Origin of the sequence: Pseudomonas sp. IT-196MI5 (genome assembly GCF_949767415.1) — a bacterium.
Lineage (GTDB): Bacteria > Pseudomonadota > Gammaproteobacteria > Pseudomonadales > Pseudomonadaceae > Aquipseudomonas.
In genome coordinates this window covers 97,000-113,968 of sequence record NZ_CATKPZ010000003.1, presented here as the reverse complement: position 1 = coordinate 113,968, position 16,969 = coordinate 97,000, and the positions used below count along the sequence as shown (strand labels likewise).

Here is a 16,969-nt window from a genome sequence, read left to right as displayed (position 1 = left end):
CGGTGTGTCAGAAGACATTGATGTTGACTGTGCCACCGCTTTCGCGAGCAGGCTCGCTCCCACAAGGGATCTGCAGTGGCTCGCAAGAATCAGCTATACCTCTATGAAACGAATAGCGTCCAGAATGCTCGAAGCAAACGGGTGCAATTTACCGGGATAGAGCCAGCCGATGCAGTTTCTAGCGGATAGCCACGGGTGTGCCGGGTGGAACGGCGAAATGGCCGGGCGCATTCGTGCGTTCGACTGGAGCCAGACCGAACTTGGCCCACTCGACTCATGGTCCAAGAGCCTGAGCAGTGCGGTGCAGTTGATGCTTGCGTCGCCGCTGCCGATGGTGATGCTCTGGGGGCAGTCCGGGTACATGATTTACAATGACGCCTACTCGAAATTCGCCGGTGGGCGTCATCCCTATCTGCTGGGGTCCACGGTGGAGCTGGGCTGGCCCGAAGTCGCCGATTTCAATCGCCACGTGGTCGACATCTGCCTGGCGGGCGGCACCTTGTCCTATCGCAACAAAGAAATGGTGCTGCTGCGTGACGGGGTTCCGGAAGATGTCTGGATGGACCTCTACTACAGCCCGGTGGCTGACGATGACGGACGCCCGGCCGGGGTCATGTCCATGGTGGTGGAAACCACGGAGCGGGTGATATCCGAGCGTCGGCGACAAGTGGCTGAAGACGCTTATCGTGCGGATAACGAGCGGGTGCGCCTGGCATTGAATGCCGGTGCTTTGCTCGGTTCCTTTGTCTGGGACATCAAGACCAACGTGTTGTCGGGTGATGATCGATTCGCTCGCACGCTCTCTTATCCACCCGGGCATGACCTGAGCAACCTGTCACAGGAAATCGCCAATGGGCGGATCCATCCGGACGACCGCAGTTGGGTCCGGGAACGGGTCATGCTGTCGGTCGAGACGGGCGAACCCTACAACGTCGAATACCGGGTCCAGCGTCCCGACGGCAGTTACTTCTGGGTGCTCGCCAGCGGTTGTTGCGAATTCGATGAGCAGGGCGAGGCGTTTCGTTTCCCTGGTGTGCTGATCGATATTCACGAACGCAAGATCGCCGAAGAGTCCCTGCTCAAGTTCACCCGCAACCTGGAACAGCGGGTGGCTGATGAGGTCGAGGCGCGTCTGGCGGCAGAGGAGCAACTGCGCCAGTCACAGAAACTCGAAGCCATCGGTGGCCTCACCGGCGGTGTGGCCCACGACTTCAACAACCTGTTGCAAGTGATCGCCGGCAACCTGCACCTGCTCGCGCGGCATGAGCCGGGTAACACCAATGTACAGCGCCGGGTCGCGGCGTCGATTGCCGCCGTCGAGCGCGGTGCCAAGCTGTCCTCGCAACTGCTTGCATTCGCCCGTCGCCAACCGTTGTCGCCTGCGGTCTTCACACTGCGGCAGATTTTCGATGGCCTGGCGGAGTTGTTGCTGCGTGCCCTGGGTGAAACCCTTCAGGTGCACATGACGGCCCCCGAAGATTCGTGGAATGTGTTTGTCGATCGCAATCAACTGGAAAACGCCATTCTCAATCTGGCGATCAATGCCCGTGACGCCCTTGAAGGCGAGGGCAGAATTGACATTTGCGCGGAAAACATCGTCCTTGATCGCGAATTTTGCGCGGGAAAAGGCATTGCCGCCGGGGACTATGTGCGAGTGTCCGTAGCGGATACCGGAGTCGGCATGCCGCCGCAGGTGCTGGCCCAGGTGTTCGAGCCGTTCTTCACCACCAAGGCCGACGGTCAGGGCACCGGATTGGGCTTGAGCATGGTGTTTGGTTTCGTCAAACAGAGTGGCGGGCATATCGAGATCGCCAGCACCCCGGGGCAAGGGACTCGAGTGCAGTTGTACTTCCCGCGCACCTTGCGCGCGCCACCCAGTGAAACGCCGGGCCCTGATGTACCGCAACGGGGCGGGCACGAACGCATCCTGGTGGTCGAAGACAATGAGTCTGTGCGGGTGTCGGTGGTGGAGCTGTTGCGCGAAGAGGGCTATCAGATCCTCACGGCCACCAATGGTGACGTCGCCATGCAAATGTTGCTGGAAGGGTTGGCGGTGGACCTGATATTCACCGACGTGGTCATGCCCGGCCTGATCAAGAGTTCAGACCTGGCGGCCTGGGCGAAAGTGCAGGAACCACCGGTGGCCGTGCTGTTCACCTCGGGGCATACCCGCGACATCATCTCGCGCAATCACCAGCTCAGCCCCGACACCCACCTGCTGAGCAAACCCTACAATCCCGAAGCACTCAGGCAGATGGTGCGCACGGTGCTTAACGGCTGAAACCGGTGAAGGCGCGGGCGCAGGCTAAGGGTTTATCGCCTATGCGACAGGACGACGAACGGACACCGCTGGTCTGACAGGTGGTCGACAGAACAGGCTAACGGAGGCCATTCTGATAGTTGGTGAACGCAATAGATCGCGTCTCGCTGCCGATCAACAAACGGAGGTGTTCCATGCCGGTGCCCCATGACCTTTATCAGGATCTGAAACGCTCAAAGGAAGAAATCCAGCAGAAACGCACCAAGGATCCGTTACTGGATTCACTGCTTAACAAGTATTCCCAGGCGGATGCCGAAGTGGTGAAAGCAGAGGAGGCCAAGTCCAACGATGACACCGTAAGGAAACTCAAGGAGGCGCGTTTGAAGGTCAAGGACAAGATCGTCAGGCAACTTGGCTCGTCGTCCTGACCCACCAGCCTGCTACCAATGACCGGTGGCTGAACGGTTGGAACGGCAACCAGAACCGGCACCTCGAATGCTCGCAGACCAATGTCATGGCTCTCGACGAGGTGCCTCATGACCCAGCCCGAATACCCCGGAGAACAACCGGGTGGCTACGACCCTATATACCCACACATCCCGAACCGCTGAGCCCCGAACACACCACGGTCAATCCCGAGGAAGAGCCTGGTATTGATGAGTGACCGGGAGATGAAGGTGTCGACGTCGATTCAGAATGAACACCGTCCCCTGTAGGAGCGAGCCTGCTCGCGAAGAGGGCCTGACAGTCAATGTCGATGTTGAATGTGCTGACGTCTTCGCGAGCAGGCTCGCTCCCACAGTAGTTCTTCAGTGAATTCAGAAAAAGAGGCTGCTTATTGCAATGCCTTGCTCAAAGGCAACCGCACCATGTTCTGCGCTTTCAGCGAACCGAAATACAGCCAGTCTCCATACTCGCGTACCGTGGTGATGGGCGAGTAGTTGTCGCTGCTGCCGTCCTGCAGGTTGGCGATCACCTTGCCTTCAAGGTCCAGGCCCAGGGCAAACCCGCGTTTTTCCACGGGCCTGGGCAATACGGTCATGGCTCGCACGATCATCTTGCGCACGAACGGATGGGCCGCCGTGCCATCGAGCAAAGCGTTTCGGGGGGCATACAGCGCCACCCAGAACCGGTCGCGGCCATTGAACGACAGGTTGTCCGGCAGCCCCGGCAGGTTGTCGATGAACAGGTCATGGGTGCCGGCCTTGGGGCCGCTGAGCCAGTAACGGCTGATGCGGTAGGCGCCGGTTTCATTGACCAGTACATAAGCATCGTCCGGCCCCAGGGTCACGCCGTTGGCAAACTCCAGCTTATCCAGCACAACCGACGTTTTGCCGGTCTGGAAGTCGTAACGCAGCAGGCGACCGCCACCACCATGTTCGATTACGGCCTCACCGTCGTGGCCATAGCCAAAGCGGCTCGAAGCATCGCTGAAATAGGCGTAGTGACCGGGTTTGTCGATGGTCACATCGTCGGTAAAGCCGAAGGGAACGCCGTCGGCCTCTGTGCTCAAGGCCACCAGGCGCCCCTGGGCGTCGAGGGCCAACAAGCCTTTGACGGCATCGGCGATCACCAGCAGACCATTGGGATGACGGGCCAGACCCAATGGCCGGCCTCCGGTATCGGCCAGGACTTTGGTGGTCTTGCCGTCCAGGCTCGTGAGGATCAGACGACCGTCGTGCAGACCGGTAATGAGTGTGTCGTTTTCCAGCAACAAGGCTTCCGGCCCGTCGATGTCGGCGGCACCGACGCGTTCCACCCCCTTGAGCCGCTGATTGTCCGCGTAGATTCCGCTGGAGAGGGATGGCGCAAGTTGTGGAGCCCAGGCCACCGGTCGCACCTTGGTCGGCATCAGCAGCAGGAAGGCGCCGATGACGAAGATGATCAGTAACAGGCATTTGAAGGCTCTGCTCACGCGCTGACCCCTGTCGCCGTCAGGTATTTCGGCGCCATGTCGCGCAATGCCCGCATCGACGCCGCCGATTCCCGATCGATGCGCCGCTTGAGCAACAACCGGTTGGCAATCCGCATCGCCAGACCGCTGAATTGATACTCCAGGGTGCGGACGAAACGTGTGTCGTTGCCCTCGGCATCGCATTCATAGGTCACCACCAGCGACAGGCCATGATCCCCCTGTGCGCACGCACTCCAGCGCCGTCCGGGCAGGTACTCCGCCACCTCCCAGCGCAAGTGCCCGTCACGGCCACCAGCGCGGATGTCCTCTTCGAAACGTGCGCCGGCATGCAACGGGCCTTTCGGCCCATCGATATGCAGCGACGACGGATGCCATTGCGGCCAAAGGGTCACGGTGCTGGCGTAGGCCAGTACATCGATCGGGTTTCCGGCAATGACAATCTGATGCTGCATGCGGGTCATGGGCGTTCTCGTCGTGTTTAACGGCGCAGGTTCCGGCTCCCAATAGAGGGTGCCGAACAGGTAGTCCATCAGCGGGAAAACGATGTTGAAATTACGCTCCTGCATCAGTTCGCGGCGGTGATGCAGTTCGTGCAGCCGGCGCATCTGGCGGATCCACGGCAGTCGTGTGACCGGGTTGCGCGACGGCAGGTGCTCGCAGGCATGAAACACTTCATAAGCCAGGTAACCGAGGACAAGAAGGCCGCCGACCAATCCGGCGACGTTGGTATTGATGGGCTTGAGCAGCCACCAGAGGGGCAGGGCGACGGCGAAGGTGTGCAGCACGATCAGCCACGCCGGAAACAGGATCACCCGCCAGTCGCGGGCGCTGTCGTAGGTCATGTGACCGGGGGTGAAAAAGCTGTGGTGGTCGACGGCGTGACGGGCATAAAACAGCCGGGCGAAGGTCTTTTTATGATGCCCCAGGTGGCGATGCACCCTGTACACGCCGAGGTTGAACAACAGCAGCGTGACGGGCACCGCCAGCCATTCTGCTGGCCGCACCTGATGTACGTTGCTCCAGAAGACGCTGATCGCCAGTACCCCGAACACCAGGACAAACGCGCCGTGCAGCCAGGGATTGTAGAGCGGATGAATGTCGGCACGGTAACGGCTGCGGAATCCTTCGGTGGTCTGCCTCACTGCAATCACCTGTCGTTATTGCTGGATCTTTTCAGATTAGCCGGTCCCGGTGATTTGACGGCCGAACCTTGAGGCCACAACGGCCATGATCCGGTGCAAACCGGTCTCAAGTCAGCGGGTCCCAGCGTTGCGACCAGTCTTCGTCGGAATCGATAACCTTGCGCAGCAGGTCGAAGGCGCGTTGCAGTGTCGGCGAGTCACGATCGCGCGAATAGACCAGATAGGTCGGGTAGTTGAATTCCGGCGCCTTGGGCACCCGTTCCAGGGCGCCACTATCCAGATAACTCTGCACGACGCGGGTGCGGAAGTAGCCGCTGCCGCCGTTTTCGAGAAGGTACTGCAGGCCCAGCGGGCCAAGATTGAAACTCAGCGCAGCCTTGGCTTTTTCCGGCAGGGCGGCGTCGTGCTGGCGCCGGAAGTCAGCGCCCCAATCGATGTACACATAAGGATCTGGCTTGCCGGCAAGGCGCACGAGAATCAGCTTTTCTTCGAGAATCTGCTCGACCTGTAAACGCGGCCAATACTCGGGCTGATACACCAGCGCGGCATCCAGAACGCCCAACTCCAGTTGATGCAGCAGGTTTTCACCGTCACGGATTTCCATGCGCAAGGCGTGGCTGGGGATGTTTTTACGGATTTCGCCGGCCCAACCGAGCATCAGCGGGTTACACAGACTCACTTCGCCGCCGATGTGCAGCACATCGCGATAACCCTCGGGTAATGGCAGATCACGCCGCGCGGCTTCCCAGGTTTGCACCAGTTGATTGGCGTACACCACGAAGGCTTCACCGTTGGGCGTCAGGCGGGCTCCGGCGCGGTTGCGCACGAACAGGGTACTGCCCAGTTGGCTTTCAAGTTTCTGCACCCGCGCGGTGATCGCGGTCTGGGTGACATGGAGCTTCTCGGCAGCTGCGGCCAGGCTGCCGTGGCGAACGATTTCGAGGAAGGTGCGGGCGAGGTCGATGTCCATGGGGCGGCCGGTGTGGAAAGTGCCGACATTGTAAGAGCAGGTACCTCACTGGCACCACTCATACCCTGTGGCGACCCGCCAAGCCCCCTCGCCACAGAGTTCATCTAATGGCCAGCAAAAACGACGAATCCCGCCACTAAGGGCGGGATTCGTTTGCGACCTTGCACGCTCCCGAAGCCCGGGAGCCAGGTGCTTACGACGGGAACAGCTCGGACAGTTTCATCGCCAGCATCATGTCGCCTTCAGCGCGCAGTTTGCCGCCCATGAACGCTTGCATGCCGTCAGTCGAACCGTCGACGATGCCTTTCAGGGTTTCGCCGTCCATCACCAGGGTCACCTGGGCGTCCGGGTTCTCGCCTTCCTGCAGCTCGCAGGTCTGGTCCTTGACGATCAGCGAGAAGTTCTTGGTGTCGTCGATGCGGAAACCGAAGACCAGGTCCAGACCGGCAGCAGCGGCTGGGTTGAACTTGGCTTTCATTGCTTGTACGGCATCAGCTACGGAGGTCATGGTTCGATCCTTTCTTGGGTAATAAGAGCTGGGTGATTACAGCCAGGGTCACAATAGTCCGGACTCAGCGAAACGTGATGAGTTCCGGGGCCTTCAACAGTTGCAGGTGCGCATGAGCGTTGAAGGAAGCCAGGGCCACCTCGCGACCGCGAAACTTAAGCTGGTTGAGCGAGGTGTTGACGATTTGCCAGTTCAATTCAAAGGCCTGCCGGGCAGGCATTTGCGTAATCAGATGGAGCAGGGCAGTGATGGTGCCGCCGGACGTGAACACGGCGATTTTCTGGGTGTTGTCGGCCTGGTCGAGGATGCGGTGCAAGCCTGCCTGGACCCGCTCGACAAAGCCCAGCCAGCTTTCCAGGCCCGGTGTATCGTAGGTGCCGGCCAGCCAGCGTTCGATGATCAGGGCGAAGATACGCTGGAACTCACCACGGTTTTGCGCGGCGTTGCGCAGGATGTTCAGGGCTTCGGGTTCGTCCGGCAGCATGGCCGGCAACAGCGCGCGGATCACCGCATCGGCGTCGAACTCGTTGAAGGCGGAATCGGTTTCCAGGAGCGGCACCGGCAGGCCTACCGCGGCGAACTGTTCCAGCGCGCTGTTGGCCGTGTGCTGCTGGCGGCGCAGGTCGCCCGCCAGGCAACGGTCGAAGCCGATGCCGAGTTCGGCCAGGTGCCGGCCAAGGATTTCAGCCTGTCGAATGCCGGTCGGCGACAGGACGTCGTAGTCGTCCGCACCAAAAGAGGCCTGGCCATGTCGAATCAGATAGATGCTGCCCACGTCCGCGTCATCCCGGTGCGCTGAAGGTTTGGCGAGGTTATGAGGATGGCGGTGCACTGTCAATGAAAAAACATACGCTTGTTTGAAATGCCCGTTACAGGCCTGTTGCCAGAGGTTTCACGGCTGGTCGCAAGGGCGGCGCATGGGTATGCTGGTGGTATCCCGCGCGCTTGCATGCCGCGCAACGTTTAAGGAGTCCCTGTGGAGTTTTTTTCCGAGTACGCCGTTTTCCTGGCCAAGACCGTGACCCTGGTGATCGCCATTCTGGTGGTCCTGGCCAGTTTTGCGGCCTTGCGCAGCAAAGGTCGACGCAAATCCGCCGGCCAGTTGCAGGTCAGCAAGCTCAATGATTTCTACAAAGGGCTGCGCGAGCGACTGGAGCAAACCTTGCTCGACAAGGATCAGCTCAAGGCCCTGCGCAAGACGCAGGCTAAAAACGACAAGAAACAGAAGAAAAAAACCGAAGCCAAACCCCGGGTGTTCGTGCTGGATTTCAACGGCGATATCAAGGCTTCGGCCACCGAAAGCCTGCGCCACGAAATCACGGCCTTGCTGACCCTCGCCACACCGAAGGACGAAGTGGTGCTGCGCCTGGAAAGCGGCGGCGGCATGGTTCACAGCTACGGCCTGGCTTCTTCGCAACTGGCGCGCATCCGCGAAGCCGGCGTGCCCTTGACCGTGTGCATCGACAAGGTCGCGGCCAGTGGCGGCTACATGATGGCGTGCATCGGCCAGAAGATCATCAGTGCACCCTTCGCGATCCTCGGCTCGATTGGCGTGGTGGCGCAGTTGCCCAACGTCAATCGCCTGCTGAAAAAGCACGACATCGATTTCGAAGTGCTGACCGCCGGTGAATACAAGCGCACCCTGACCGTGTTTGGTGAAAACACCGAGAAGGGGCGGGAGAAGTTCCTGCAGGATCTGGACATCACCCATCAACTGTTCAAGAACTTCGTGTCGCGCTATCGCCCGCAGCTGGCAATCGATGAAGTGGCCACCGGCGAAATCTGGCTCGGCGTCGCAGCGCTGGAAAAGCACCTGGTCGACGAACTCAAGACCAGCGATGAATACCTCGCCGAGCGCGCCAGGCAGTCCGAGCTCTATCACTTGCATTACACCGAACGCAAAAGCCTGCCAGAGCGCATTGGCATGGCCGCGAGCGGCTCGGTCGATCGCGTGCTGCTGAGCTGGTGGAGCCGCTTGACCGAGCAACGCTTCTGGTAAGTCTTTAGCGGGCGTCTGCAAAAAAAATCAAACCGCGGACTTTCCGCGGTTTTTTTTCGCCCGGAATTTCAGATTTGTCATTTTCCCGTGGCCGCCGCGAAACGTCCTAACTGATCAGCCGACCCTTCCGACTTACGCTTGAGTCGTCGCTGGTTATTCTGGTGATTCACAATAGTTTGCAATGGAATGCACATGAATGATCACGCCCATGGCGATGCCCCTACACCCAATGTCCTGATGCGCAACGAGCTGAAGGCCGCGGTGGAGACCGCACTACCGCAAACTCCCGCTCAGTTTGGCGAGCGCTTGATCAAGGAAAAGTGGGGCGCCGACATTGATCCGCAGACAGCCCTGCTGGTGACACTTGACTATAACTACCATGGGCATCCTCCAGAGAACGGTATCCATCAGGGGCAGGTGGGGAGTTCCCGCACCCTGATCCAGGCCCTGCTTGGCAATTTTCAGACGGTGGGCGACGGGCGCTTCGGCGAAACGGTGTTTGGTCTGTACACACCGCCCGACATCGGGCCGTCGGTGCGCATTGTCGAGAAGGTCGATGAGTTCGCTTATGTGGGCAGCGGCAACCACGACACCTATGAAGGCATTTACCGCACAACGGTTCCGCAATCCTATGGTCCGCACACGCAAATCAATCTACGGCCTGCCGATTTCAAGCAGTGGGTCTGGGGGTTGTTTCTTTCTGATCGATACCGGGCTTATCTCGATCAGGCCTGGCCGTCGAACGCGGTCATCACGGCTCCCGGTCCTTATGCCCTGAGGACATCGGTCAAGACCGCTTTTGTCATGGCGGCCCGCCTGCAATATCAAGAACGGTGCCTGTCGCGAAAGGGGCTGGAACTTGCCATGCAAGCCGCTGGGTTGTCCGCCACGCAGACCTGGGAAGCGTTGACGATCCAGCAATTGCAAGCGCCGACAAAATTGCCCCCGGGTGTCGAGGCGAGTCGGTTGAAACTGTACCGTTATACAGCGACGGATATCTGGTGCTTTCAAGAGCGGTCAGGCTCCAGGGTGTTGCTGTACATCCCCGGCAATTCTTCGCCATTGCACGAATTCACCGACAGTCGGCAGTTGCGCCAATGGATCGTGACTCAGGGCGGGAGCGCCGATACGAAACATGCGTTGGCGGCTCACTTCACCGAAGAGGATCGCGAGGACGGCACCTTTCATGCGGGTGTACTGACCGCGCTGGAGGGCATGGCGATTTATCCAAAAGTACATAGGCTGACGAAGAATGCCGGGTTCTTCAACAATGATGGCTATTGGGATCCGGGCGACTACATCGAGTTTGATCGGTCTCCCAGCGCAACCGACCCTTTTGCGCAGTTGGTGAGTTCCATGAAGCAGGCTGCCCGGGACAGCATCAAGACCATCCGCGACGATGCTCAGGTCAACCGTGACAATCTGAGTGCTTTCGTCGAACCGATCGTGCAATGGATCAACCGGTTCGGACCACTGGCGTTGTTTGTGCCTGGAGGTGAGGGATTGTTGGTGCTGGCCGGGCTTATTGATGCCGGTTACGGTCTGGATGAGGCCGTCGAGGGGCCAACAGCCCGTGAGCGTTCCGAAGGCGTGACGCGAACGGTGTTCGGCTTGCTCAATGCATTGCCGCTGGTCGGGGCTGTCGCTTCGTTAGAACGCGAAGGCGCCGAGGTCGCCGCGCTGACCAGGACCGGGCACGAGACTGGCGAGCCCAATGTGCAACCCGGCGACAGACCGGCGGGTGATCCGTCCGCTCATATCGCTGCCCCGGAACCGCTCACGCGGATACCGAGCCGTCTGAGCCTGCTGCGAGGGATAGGCGCCCCGGTGGACGCTTTCAGCGATGAAGTCCTGCTGCAGATCGGCAAGGTCAGCGACGTCGATGAAGACATGCTGCGGATGATCCAGGCCGGTCGTCGACCTACTCCCGTGTTGGCCGACACCATCAGTCGGTTCAGGATCGATCAGGAAGTCGTGCAAGTCATCGATAAAACCCAGGCTGATGCGGCATCTGCGGTCGAAGCCAGGCGAGTGGAGTTGTTCAACAGTCGTTATCAGGCACTGCAAAATACGGATCATGAATGGGTCCGATTGTTTCAACAGCAATATCCCGGCCTGCCGAAAAGTGCGGTAGAGCAGATGCTCGATCGCTATGGAGTAGAACTGACGGCGACGCCGGATGCGCTCCAGGCCAGGGAAGTATTCAGGCAGTTGGATAGTAAAGCCCGTCAGTACCAGCGGCATGTGCGCCTCACCCGTGCTTACGAAGGCCTTTATCTGCGGTCGGTGGCCCATTCCGATTCGGACATGCTGGCTTTGCACTCACTGAGGAACCTGCCTGGATGGCCGAAAAACCTGCGAATCGAGGTGCTCGACGGCTCGCCGCAAGGCCGGGTACTGGATCGTTGCGGTTCCCTCGACGCCGCTTATTGTCGACGCTTGATCAAAGTCGGCAACCATTATCAATACTTCGACATACCCACCCAAACCCTCTTGCATACAGATTTTTACGGGGCTGTCATCGGTGCATTGTCCGAGGACGAGCGTGCGGCGCTGCAGTTGCTGTCGCTGAACCCGGCCAGCGAACTGAGGCTCAATCTTCGTGACCGTGCGCTATCACGCGCCGAGTTCGGCCTGGGTCTGGGCAGAATGGACGGCGGGCTACCCTTCGAAATGCAAGGCTTGAGGGGCGGCGGCTTCCCGACGACCCCGCAGGCCGCAGCGCTGACCCACGAAATGCTGAGGCTGCAAGTCAGGGACCTCTATCCTGACTTCGGCAACGCGCAGGCCGATGAATGGCTGCAACAGGCCGGAGAAAGCGTTCAGTCGCAGCTCGATGGATTGAAGCAACAATTTGAACAATTGAGTACGGATCTGACGGGGTGGATCGACCAGGCCCTGCAGGATCTCGATGACATGGACATCGACTTTCTGGCTGCTGACGACGACGCCGCCGCGGGCATGAATCATGCGCAAATCGCGGAGCATAACGTCGCGCTGCTGCAGCACACGATGGAGTACGAGCGCGAGACCCGGATGGAACTGGCTGACGAGTTGGTGTCAATCTGGCGAAAGTGCCCGCCGCAGGCCAATCGTCTGTATTCCGGGGAGACGTTAACGGGATACAAACTGGATCTGAACTTCGAGGACTATCACCGCTTGCCGGTCATGAGCGTCAGGTTCAACGAGGTGGTCGAACTGTCGATGCGCGGATTCCATCTGATCGAACGTGAGAGTTTGAACGGCTTCCTCGAATCGTTCCCCAATCTGCGCGTCTTGAATCTGGAAAGAGTCGATCTGCGGCTGCCTGATGCAACAGGGGAGCTGGAGGGCGGTGTTCTGCCGCCGGCGATTGCGCGAATGCGCCATCTCACGACGCTGAATCTGAACGCCACATTTCTGCAATTCAGGGAGAACACGGCGTCGCAACTGTGTGACCTGGTCAACTTGCAATCACTGGATTTAAGTGGAAACCCCTTGGGGGTTGCGCCGGTGTTGCTAGGGATGAACGAACTGCGTCAGGTGAACTTGAGGCGCACAGGGATCGGCACATGCCCGATCGGAATTCGGGACGAGCCCTACCTGATGACGCTGGACCTGAGCGATAACCGAATCACCCGGGTTCCGCCAGCGGTGCTGAGCCAGGCCGTCGCACGGGATCGGGTGAGGCTCTGGGGTAACCCGCTGACGGACGAGGACACGTTGCGGCGCTTGGTCGATCATCGGCAGCGCACCGGGATCAACCTGTGGTTGAGTACGCCGGGAGCCGGCTATGGCAATCCGGATGCGTGGTTGCGGGAGGGTGACGAAGCACTGCGGCAAGCCAGGCGAACGATTTGGCAGCAATTGGCGGTCCAACCGTCAGGCGATCGTTTACTGAGGGTCATCGACGGGCTCAGCCTGACGGCGGAGTTTCAGGTCGATTATCTGGTATTGCAAGCGAGAGTCTGGCGATTGTTGAGCGAGGCGCAGGCGTCGGACGAGTTGTGGGGCTGGCTGAACCGGTTTGTCGAAGGCGCAGCGATCGATGCTGAAAATCCGCTGGGAATTTTCACCGCGCTGGAAGATCGGGCCAGGCTTTACCGCGATTGGGTAACGATGGGGCGGCCGTTTCCGGTGATCACCGAACAGGCCTAGAAGATGGCCTTGAACCCCGTAAAGGGTTCAAGGCCTGCACATCAACGGCGACGGAACAGCGGCAACGGTTCGTCGGTAGCGGCCTGGTAGGTCACCGAGAAGTCCTTGAGACCTTCAAGGGCTTCGTGCGGGTCTTTGTCGGCGCGAATGGCAAACGCGTCGAAACCACAGCGATGCATGTAGAACAACTGGTCACGCAGTACGTCGCCAATGGCCCGCAACTCGCCCTTGAAACCGTAACGGTCACGCAGCAGGCGGGCGTTGGAGTAGTTGCGGCCATCGGTGAAGGCCGGGAAGTTCAGGGCGATGACCTGGAACTGCGCCACGTCGTCACCGATTTCCTCGGCTTCTTCATCGGCGTCCAGCCAGATGCCCAGACCGCCGTCGCGGGCCAGGAGCATGCGGCTGTGTTCGCGCCACAGCTGCAACGGAACGATGTAGTCGTCGCAGTTGGTGATTTCGTCGATGTTGAAGTCCTTGGGCAGCAGGTGCCAGGTCTCGTCGACGACCTCGTTGTTCTTAATGATTCGCTGCATAGACACGCTCCTTGAAGAGGTCGATACCAATACGCTGATAGGTGTCGATGAAGCGTTCGTCTTCGGTACGTTGTTCGATGTACACGTCGATCAGCTTTTCGATCACGTCAGGCATGGCTTCCTGGGCAAAGGACGGGCCGAGGATCTTGCCCAGGCTGGCGTCACGGCTGGCGCTGCCGCCGAGGGAAACCTGATAGAACTCTTCGCCTTTCTTGTCCACCCCCAGGATGCCGATGTGGCCGACGTGGTGGTGACCACAGGCGTTCATGCAACCGGAGATGTTCAGGTCCAGTTCGCCGATGTCGAACAGGTAGTCCAGGTCGTCGAAACGGCGCTGGATCGATTCGGCGATCGGGATCGACTTGGCGTTGGCCAGGGAGCAGAAATCGCCGCCCGGGCAGCAGATGATGTCGGTCAGCAAACCGATGTTCGGCGTGGCGAAACCTTGCTCGCGCAATTCGCCCCACAGGGTGAACAACTGGCTCTGCTCGACATCGGCCAAAATGATGTTCTGCTCGTGGGAGGTACGCAGCTGACCGAAGCTGTAACGGTCGGCCAGGTCGGCCACGGCGTCGAGCTGTTTGTCGGTGATGTCGCCCGGCGCAACGCCGGTAGGCTTCAGGGACAAGGTCACGGCTACATAGCCCGGCTTCTTGTGGGCCAGGGTGTTGCGCACGCGCCAGCGGGCGAAGCCCGGGTGCTGCTGGTCGAGTTCGGCCAGGGCGGCGGTCTGGTTGTCCAGTGCCTTGTAGTCCGGGTCGACGAAGTGTTTTGCGACGCGCTGGACTTCGGCTTCGGTCAACGTGGTCTGGCCACCGCGCAGGTGTTCCATTTCCGCATCGACTTTTTGCGCAAAGACTTCAGGTGTCAGCGCTTTCACCAGAATCTTGATCCGCGCCTTGTACTTGTTGTCGCGACGGCCATAGCGGTTGTAGACCCGCAGGATGGCGTCGAGGTAGCTCAACAGGTCTTGCCACGGCAGGAATTCATTGATGAACGCGCCCACCACCGGCGTACGGCCCAGGCCACCGCCGACCAGCACGCGGAAACCCAGTTCGCCAGCGGCGTTGTGCACCGGCTCAAGGCCGATGTCATGGACTTCGATGGCGGCACGGTCGGAAGTCGAACCGTTGACGGCAATCTTGAATTTGCGCGGCAGATAGGCGAATTCCGGGTGGAACGTGGTCCACTGGCGCACGATCTCGCACCATGGGCGCGGATCGATCAGTTCGTCGGCGGCGACACCGGCAAACTGGTCGGTGGTGACGTTGCGCAGGCAGTTGCCGCTGGTCTGGATCGCGTGCATCTGCACGGTGGCCAGTTCAGCCAGGATGTCCGGAATGTCTTCCACGGCTGGCCAGTTGAACTGCACGTTCTGCCGGGTACTGATGTGGGCATAGCCCTTGTCGTAGTCGCGGGCAATCTTGGCCATCATTCGCACTTGGCGCGAAGTCAGTTGGCCGTAAGGCACGGCGACTCGCAACATCGGCGCGAAGCGCTGGATATAAAGGCCATTTTGCAGGCGCAGGGGGCGGAATTCTTCTTCGCTCAGCTCGCCTGCCAGATAGCGTCGGGTCTGATCACGGAACTGCTTGACGCGGTCCTCGATGATCCGCTGATCGTATTCGTCGTATACGTACATATAAGTCCTGTTCTCAGGCTTGGGCCGGTCGGAAACAGCGGCGTATTTTGGCTTGCTGGCGTCCGATGAAACCTCGGCAATTCTGCGCGCACGGCCGCGCACTCCATTAGGAGCCGGGGCAAGATAACAGTTTGCAGTTATGCGTAAAAGTGATGTTTGAGCATATGTAAAGAACCAAATCGACTAATGAGAATCGTTGTTGCAAAGCCCCTGTTTGTGGTGCGGGCAATCGTCGTCTTTACTCTGCTCGAGTCTTTATGCAATCACCGATAAAACCGACAAGAGGCGATGCAATGAGCAACCCGACCAAAGCACGGAAAAGCGATAGCACCGTTGATGCCTGGGCCATTTTGTTCCTGATCATTCTGGTCGTGGGGACGGCTGTTTTCTGGGTCAGCCATCAGTAAACGGCCCCGTCCGGGCCCGGTTCCGACGACTGTCTGACAAAAACCGGAAAAATCGCCGTTTTACGGAGGTTCGCTGGCTATAATGCGCGGCGAATTTCCGGGGGCTCGGACGATCAATGTTGAAGTTCTTCTGTGGTGCAGTGCTGGCGCTGGGTATGGTCTGGGGGCAGTGTGTCCTGGCGGCGTCCGTATTGTTCCTCAATCCAGGGACCACCCAGGAGACGTTCTGGGTCAGTTACTCGCAATTCATGCAGGCCGCGGCCAAGGACCTGGGCATGGATTTGCGCATCCAGTATTCCGAGCGAAACGCTGAAACCACACTCAAGCAGGCCCGCGAAGCCCTGCAAGGGTCGAATCGACCGGACTATCTGGTGTTCGTCAACGAACTTTACGTTGCGCCCGAAATCCTGCGTCTGGCTCAAGGCAGCGGTGTGAAGCTGTTTTTGGTCAACAACGGCTTGACCGCAGACCAGATGCGCCTGCTCAACGCTCAGCCGGACAAGTACTCCGACTGGTTGGGCAGCCTGGTGCCCAACAATGAGGAGGGCGGCTACTTGATGCTCAAGCAACTGATTCGCCTGCATCGCCCGGTCGCGCCCGGTCAGGTTATCGACCTGGTGGCCTTTTCCGGCCTGAAGATCACGCCAGCTGCGCAACAGCGTGAGAAGGGCATGATGCGGGCATTGGCCGAACACCCTGAAGTGCGGTTGCGCCAGTTGGTCTATGGCAGCTGGACCCGCGAGCGCGCCTATGAACAGGCCCGGTTATTGTTCAAGCGTTATCCGCAAACGTCGCTGGTCTGGTCGGCCAACGATGAAATGGCCTTTGGCGCCATGCAGGCTTATGCCGAAACCGGAGGCCAGCCCGGCAAGGACGTGCTGTTCAGCGCCATCAACAATTCACCGGCCGCGTTACAGGCGCTGCTGGATGGGCGGTTGAGTGTGCTGTTGGGCGGGCACTTCACTCTGGGTGGTTGGGCGCTGGTGCAGCTGCATGACTACGACCAGGGGGTGGATGTCAGCCAGTACGGTGGGCGCGACCGGCAGATTCCGTTGTTGCAGCTGATCGATCACGCACAAGCCAAGCGATTGCTGGCGTTGAGCACCACTCAGGATTACGGTGTGGATTTCCAGAAACTCTCGGCCAAGGGGCGGCCGACGTCCTGGCGCTACCCGTTCAGCCTGCAAGCCCTGATGCACTGAGTCGGTTCAGATACCCGCCAGGTGCACCACCAGTTTGACGATGCCAAACAGTGTCAACGCGAACACTGCCGTGAACAGAATCCCCAGAATCACGAAATGACTCGGCTTACCGTGAGTGAAGTCGCGCGCCCGGTTTTTCCCGCTCTGTACCCCGAACGCGGCAGCCAGCACGCTGTGCAGCATCTGCCAGAAGGTTGGTGGTTTGTTGTTGTCGACTGGATCGTCCATAAATCCCTCGTCACGCGTGTGTG

At 59.6% G+C, this 16,969-nt stretch carries 13 protein-coding genes; 5 read left to right on the top strand and 8 right to left on the bottom strand.

Annotated features, from left to right (window positions below):
* The first annotated feature begins 169 nt into the window (after positions 1-169).
* Together ACM6IK_RS02245 and ACM6IK_RS02240 are read left to right on the top strand one after the other, a co-directional pair.
* Positions 170-2,281, top strand: coding sequence for an ATP-binding protein (locus ACM6IK_RS02245; protein ID WP_414872955.1), 2,112 nt, complete (start codon positions 170-172; stop codon positions 2,279-2,281).
* 173 nt (positions 2,282-2,454) lie between these two features.
* Entirely contained in the window at positions 2,455-2,688 is a 234-nt protein-coding gene (locus tag ACM6IK_RS02240; protein ID WP_414872954.1) for a DUF465 domain-containing protein, read from the top strand.
* A gap of 407 nt (positions 2,689-3,095) precedes the next feature.
* Here the strand turns inward: ACM6IK_RS02240 and ACM6IK_RS02235 are convergent, their stop codons facing one another.
* From ACM6IK_RS02235 to ACM6IK_RS02215, 5 genes are all read right to left on the bottom strand, one after another.
* A complete protein-coding gene (locus ACM6IK_RS02235; protein ID WP_115947840.1) occupies positions 3,096-4,175 on the bottom strand; it encodes an SMP-30/gluconolactonase/LRE family protein in 1,080 nt (359 codons plus the stop codon).
* Entirely contained in the window at positions 4,172-5,317 is a 1,146-nt protein-coding gene (locus tag ACM6IK_RS02230; RefSeq protein WP_414872953.1) for a sterol desaturase/SRPBCC family protein, read from the bottom strand. Before ACM6IK_RS02230 ends, ACM6IK_RS02235 begins: the two co-directional genes overlap by 4 nt.
* 106 nt (positions 5,318-5,423) lie before the next feature.
* Positions 5,424-6,287: a LysR family transcriptional regulator gene (locus tag ACM6IK_RS02225; protein WP_414872952.1), complete on the bottom strand. Its 864-nt coding sequence runs from the start codon at positions 6,285-6,287 to the stop codon at positions 5,424-5,426.
* Positions 6,288-6,480: 193 nt separating this feature from the next.
* Positions 6,481-6,795: an SCP2 sterol-binding domain-containing protein gene (locus ACM6IK_RS02220; RefSeq protein ID WP_414872951.1), complete on the bottom strand. Its 315-nt coding sequence runs from the start codon at positions 6,793-6,795 to the stop codon at positions 6,481-6,483.
* A 64-nt stretch (positions 6,796-6,859) separates the two neighbouring features.
* Positions 6,860-7,570: a histidine phosphatase family protein gene (locus ACM6IK_RS02215; protein WP_414872950.1), complete on the bottom strand. Its 711-nt coding sequence runs from the start codon at positions 7,568-7,570 to the stop codon at positions 6,860-6,862.
* Between the two features lie 201 nt (positions 7,571-7,771).
* Here ACM6IK_RS02215 and sohB point away from each other — a divergent pair, with 201 nt between their 5' ends.
* Entirely contained in the window at positions 7,772-8,794 is a 1,023-nt protein-coding gene (gene sohB / locus ACM6IK_RS02210; protein ID WP_414872949.1) for a protease SohB, read from the top strand.
* 192 nt (positions 8,795-8,986) lie between these two features.
* Positions 8,987-12,931: a dermonecrotic toxin domain-containing protein gene (locus ACM6IK_RS02205; protein ID WP_414872948.1), complete on the top strand. Its 3,945-nt coding sequence runs from the start codon at positions 8,987-8,989 to the stop codon at positions 12,929-12,931.
* Positions 12,932-12,972: 41 nt separating this feature from the next.
* Here ACM6IK_RS02205 and ACM6IK_RS02200 read toward each other — a convergent pair whose 3' ends face one another.
* The gene (locus ACM6IK_RS02200) at positions 12,973-13,467 is read right to left on the bottom strand and encodes a DUF934 domain-containing protein (protein WP_414872947.1); all 495 of its coding nucleotides are present in this window, start codon (positions 13,465-13,467) and stop codon (positions 12,973-12,975) included.
* Complete coding sequence (locus ACM6IK_RS02195; RefSeq protein WP_414872946.1) at positions 13,451-15,109, bottom strand: nitrite/sulfite reductase; 1,659 nt, start codon at positions 15,107-15,109, stop codon at positions 13,451-13,453. Before ACM6IK_RS02195 ends, ACM6IK_RS02200 begins: the two co-directional genes overlap by 17 nt.
* A gap of 523 nt (positions 15,110-15,632) precedes the next feature.
* Between ACM6IK_RS02195 and ACM6IK_RS02190 the strand changes: the two genes are divergently transcribed.
* Positions 15,633-16,718, top strand: coding sequence for an ABC transporter substrate-binding protein (locus tag ACM6IK_RS02190; RefSeq protein WP_414872945.1), 1,086 nt, complete (start codon positions 15,633-15,635; stop codon positions 16,716-16,718).
* 6 nt (positions 16,719-16,724) lie between these two features.
* On the opposite strand, the gene ACM6IK_RS02185 is transcribed toward ACM6IK_RS02190, so the two are convergent.
* A complete protein-coding gene (locus tag ACM6IK_RS02185) occupies positions 16,725-16,946 on the bottom strand; it encodes a DUF2970 domain-containing protein (protein ID WP_095053486.1) in 222 nt (73 codons plus the stop codon).
* Positions 16,947-16,969: the final 23 nt, after the last annotated feature.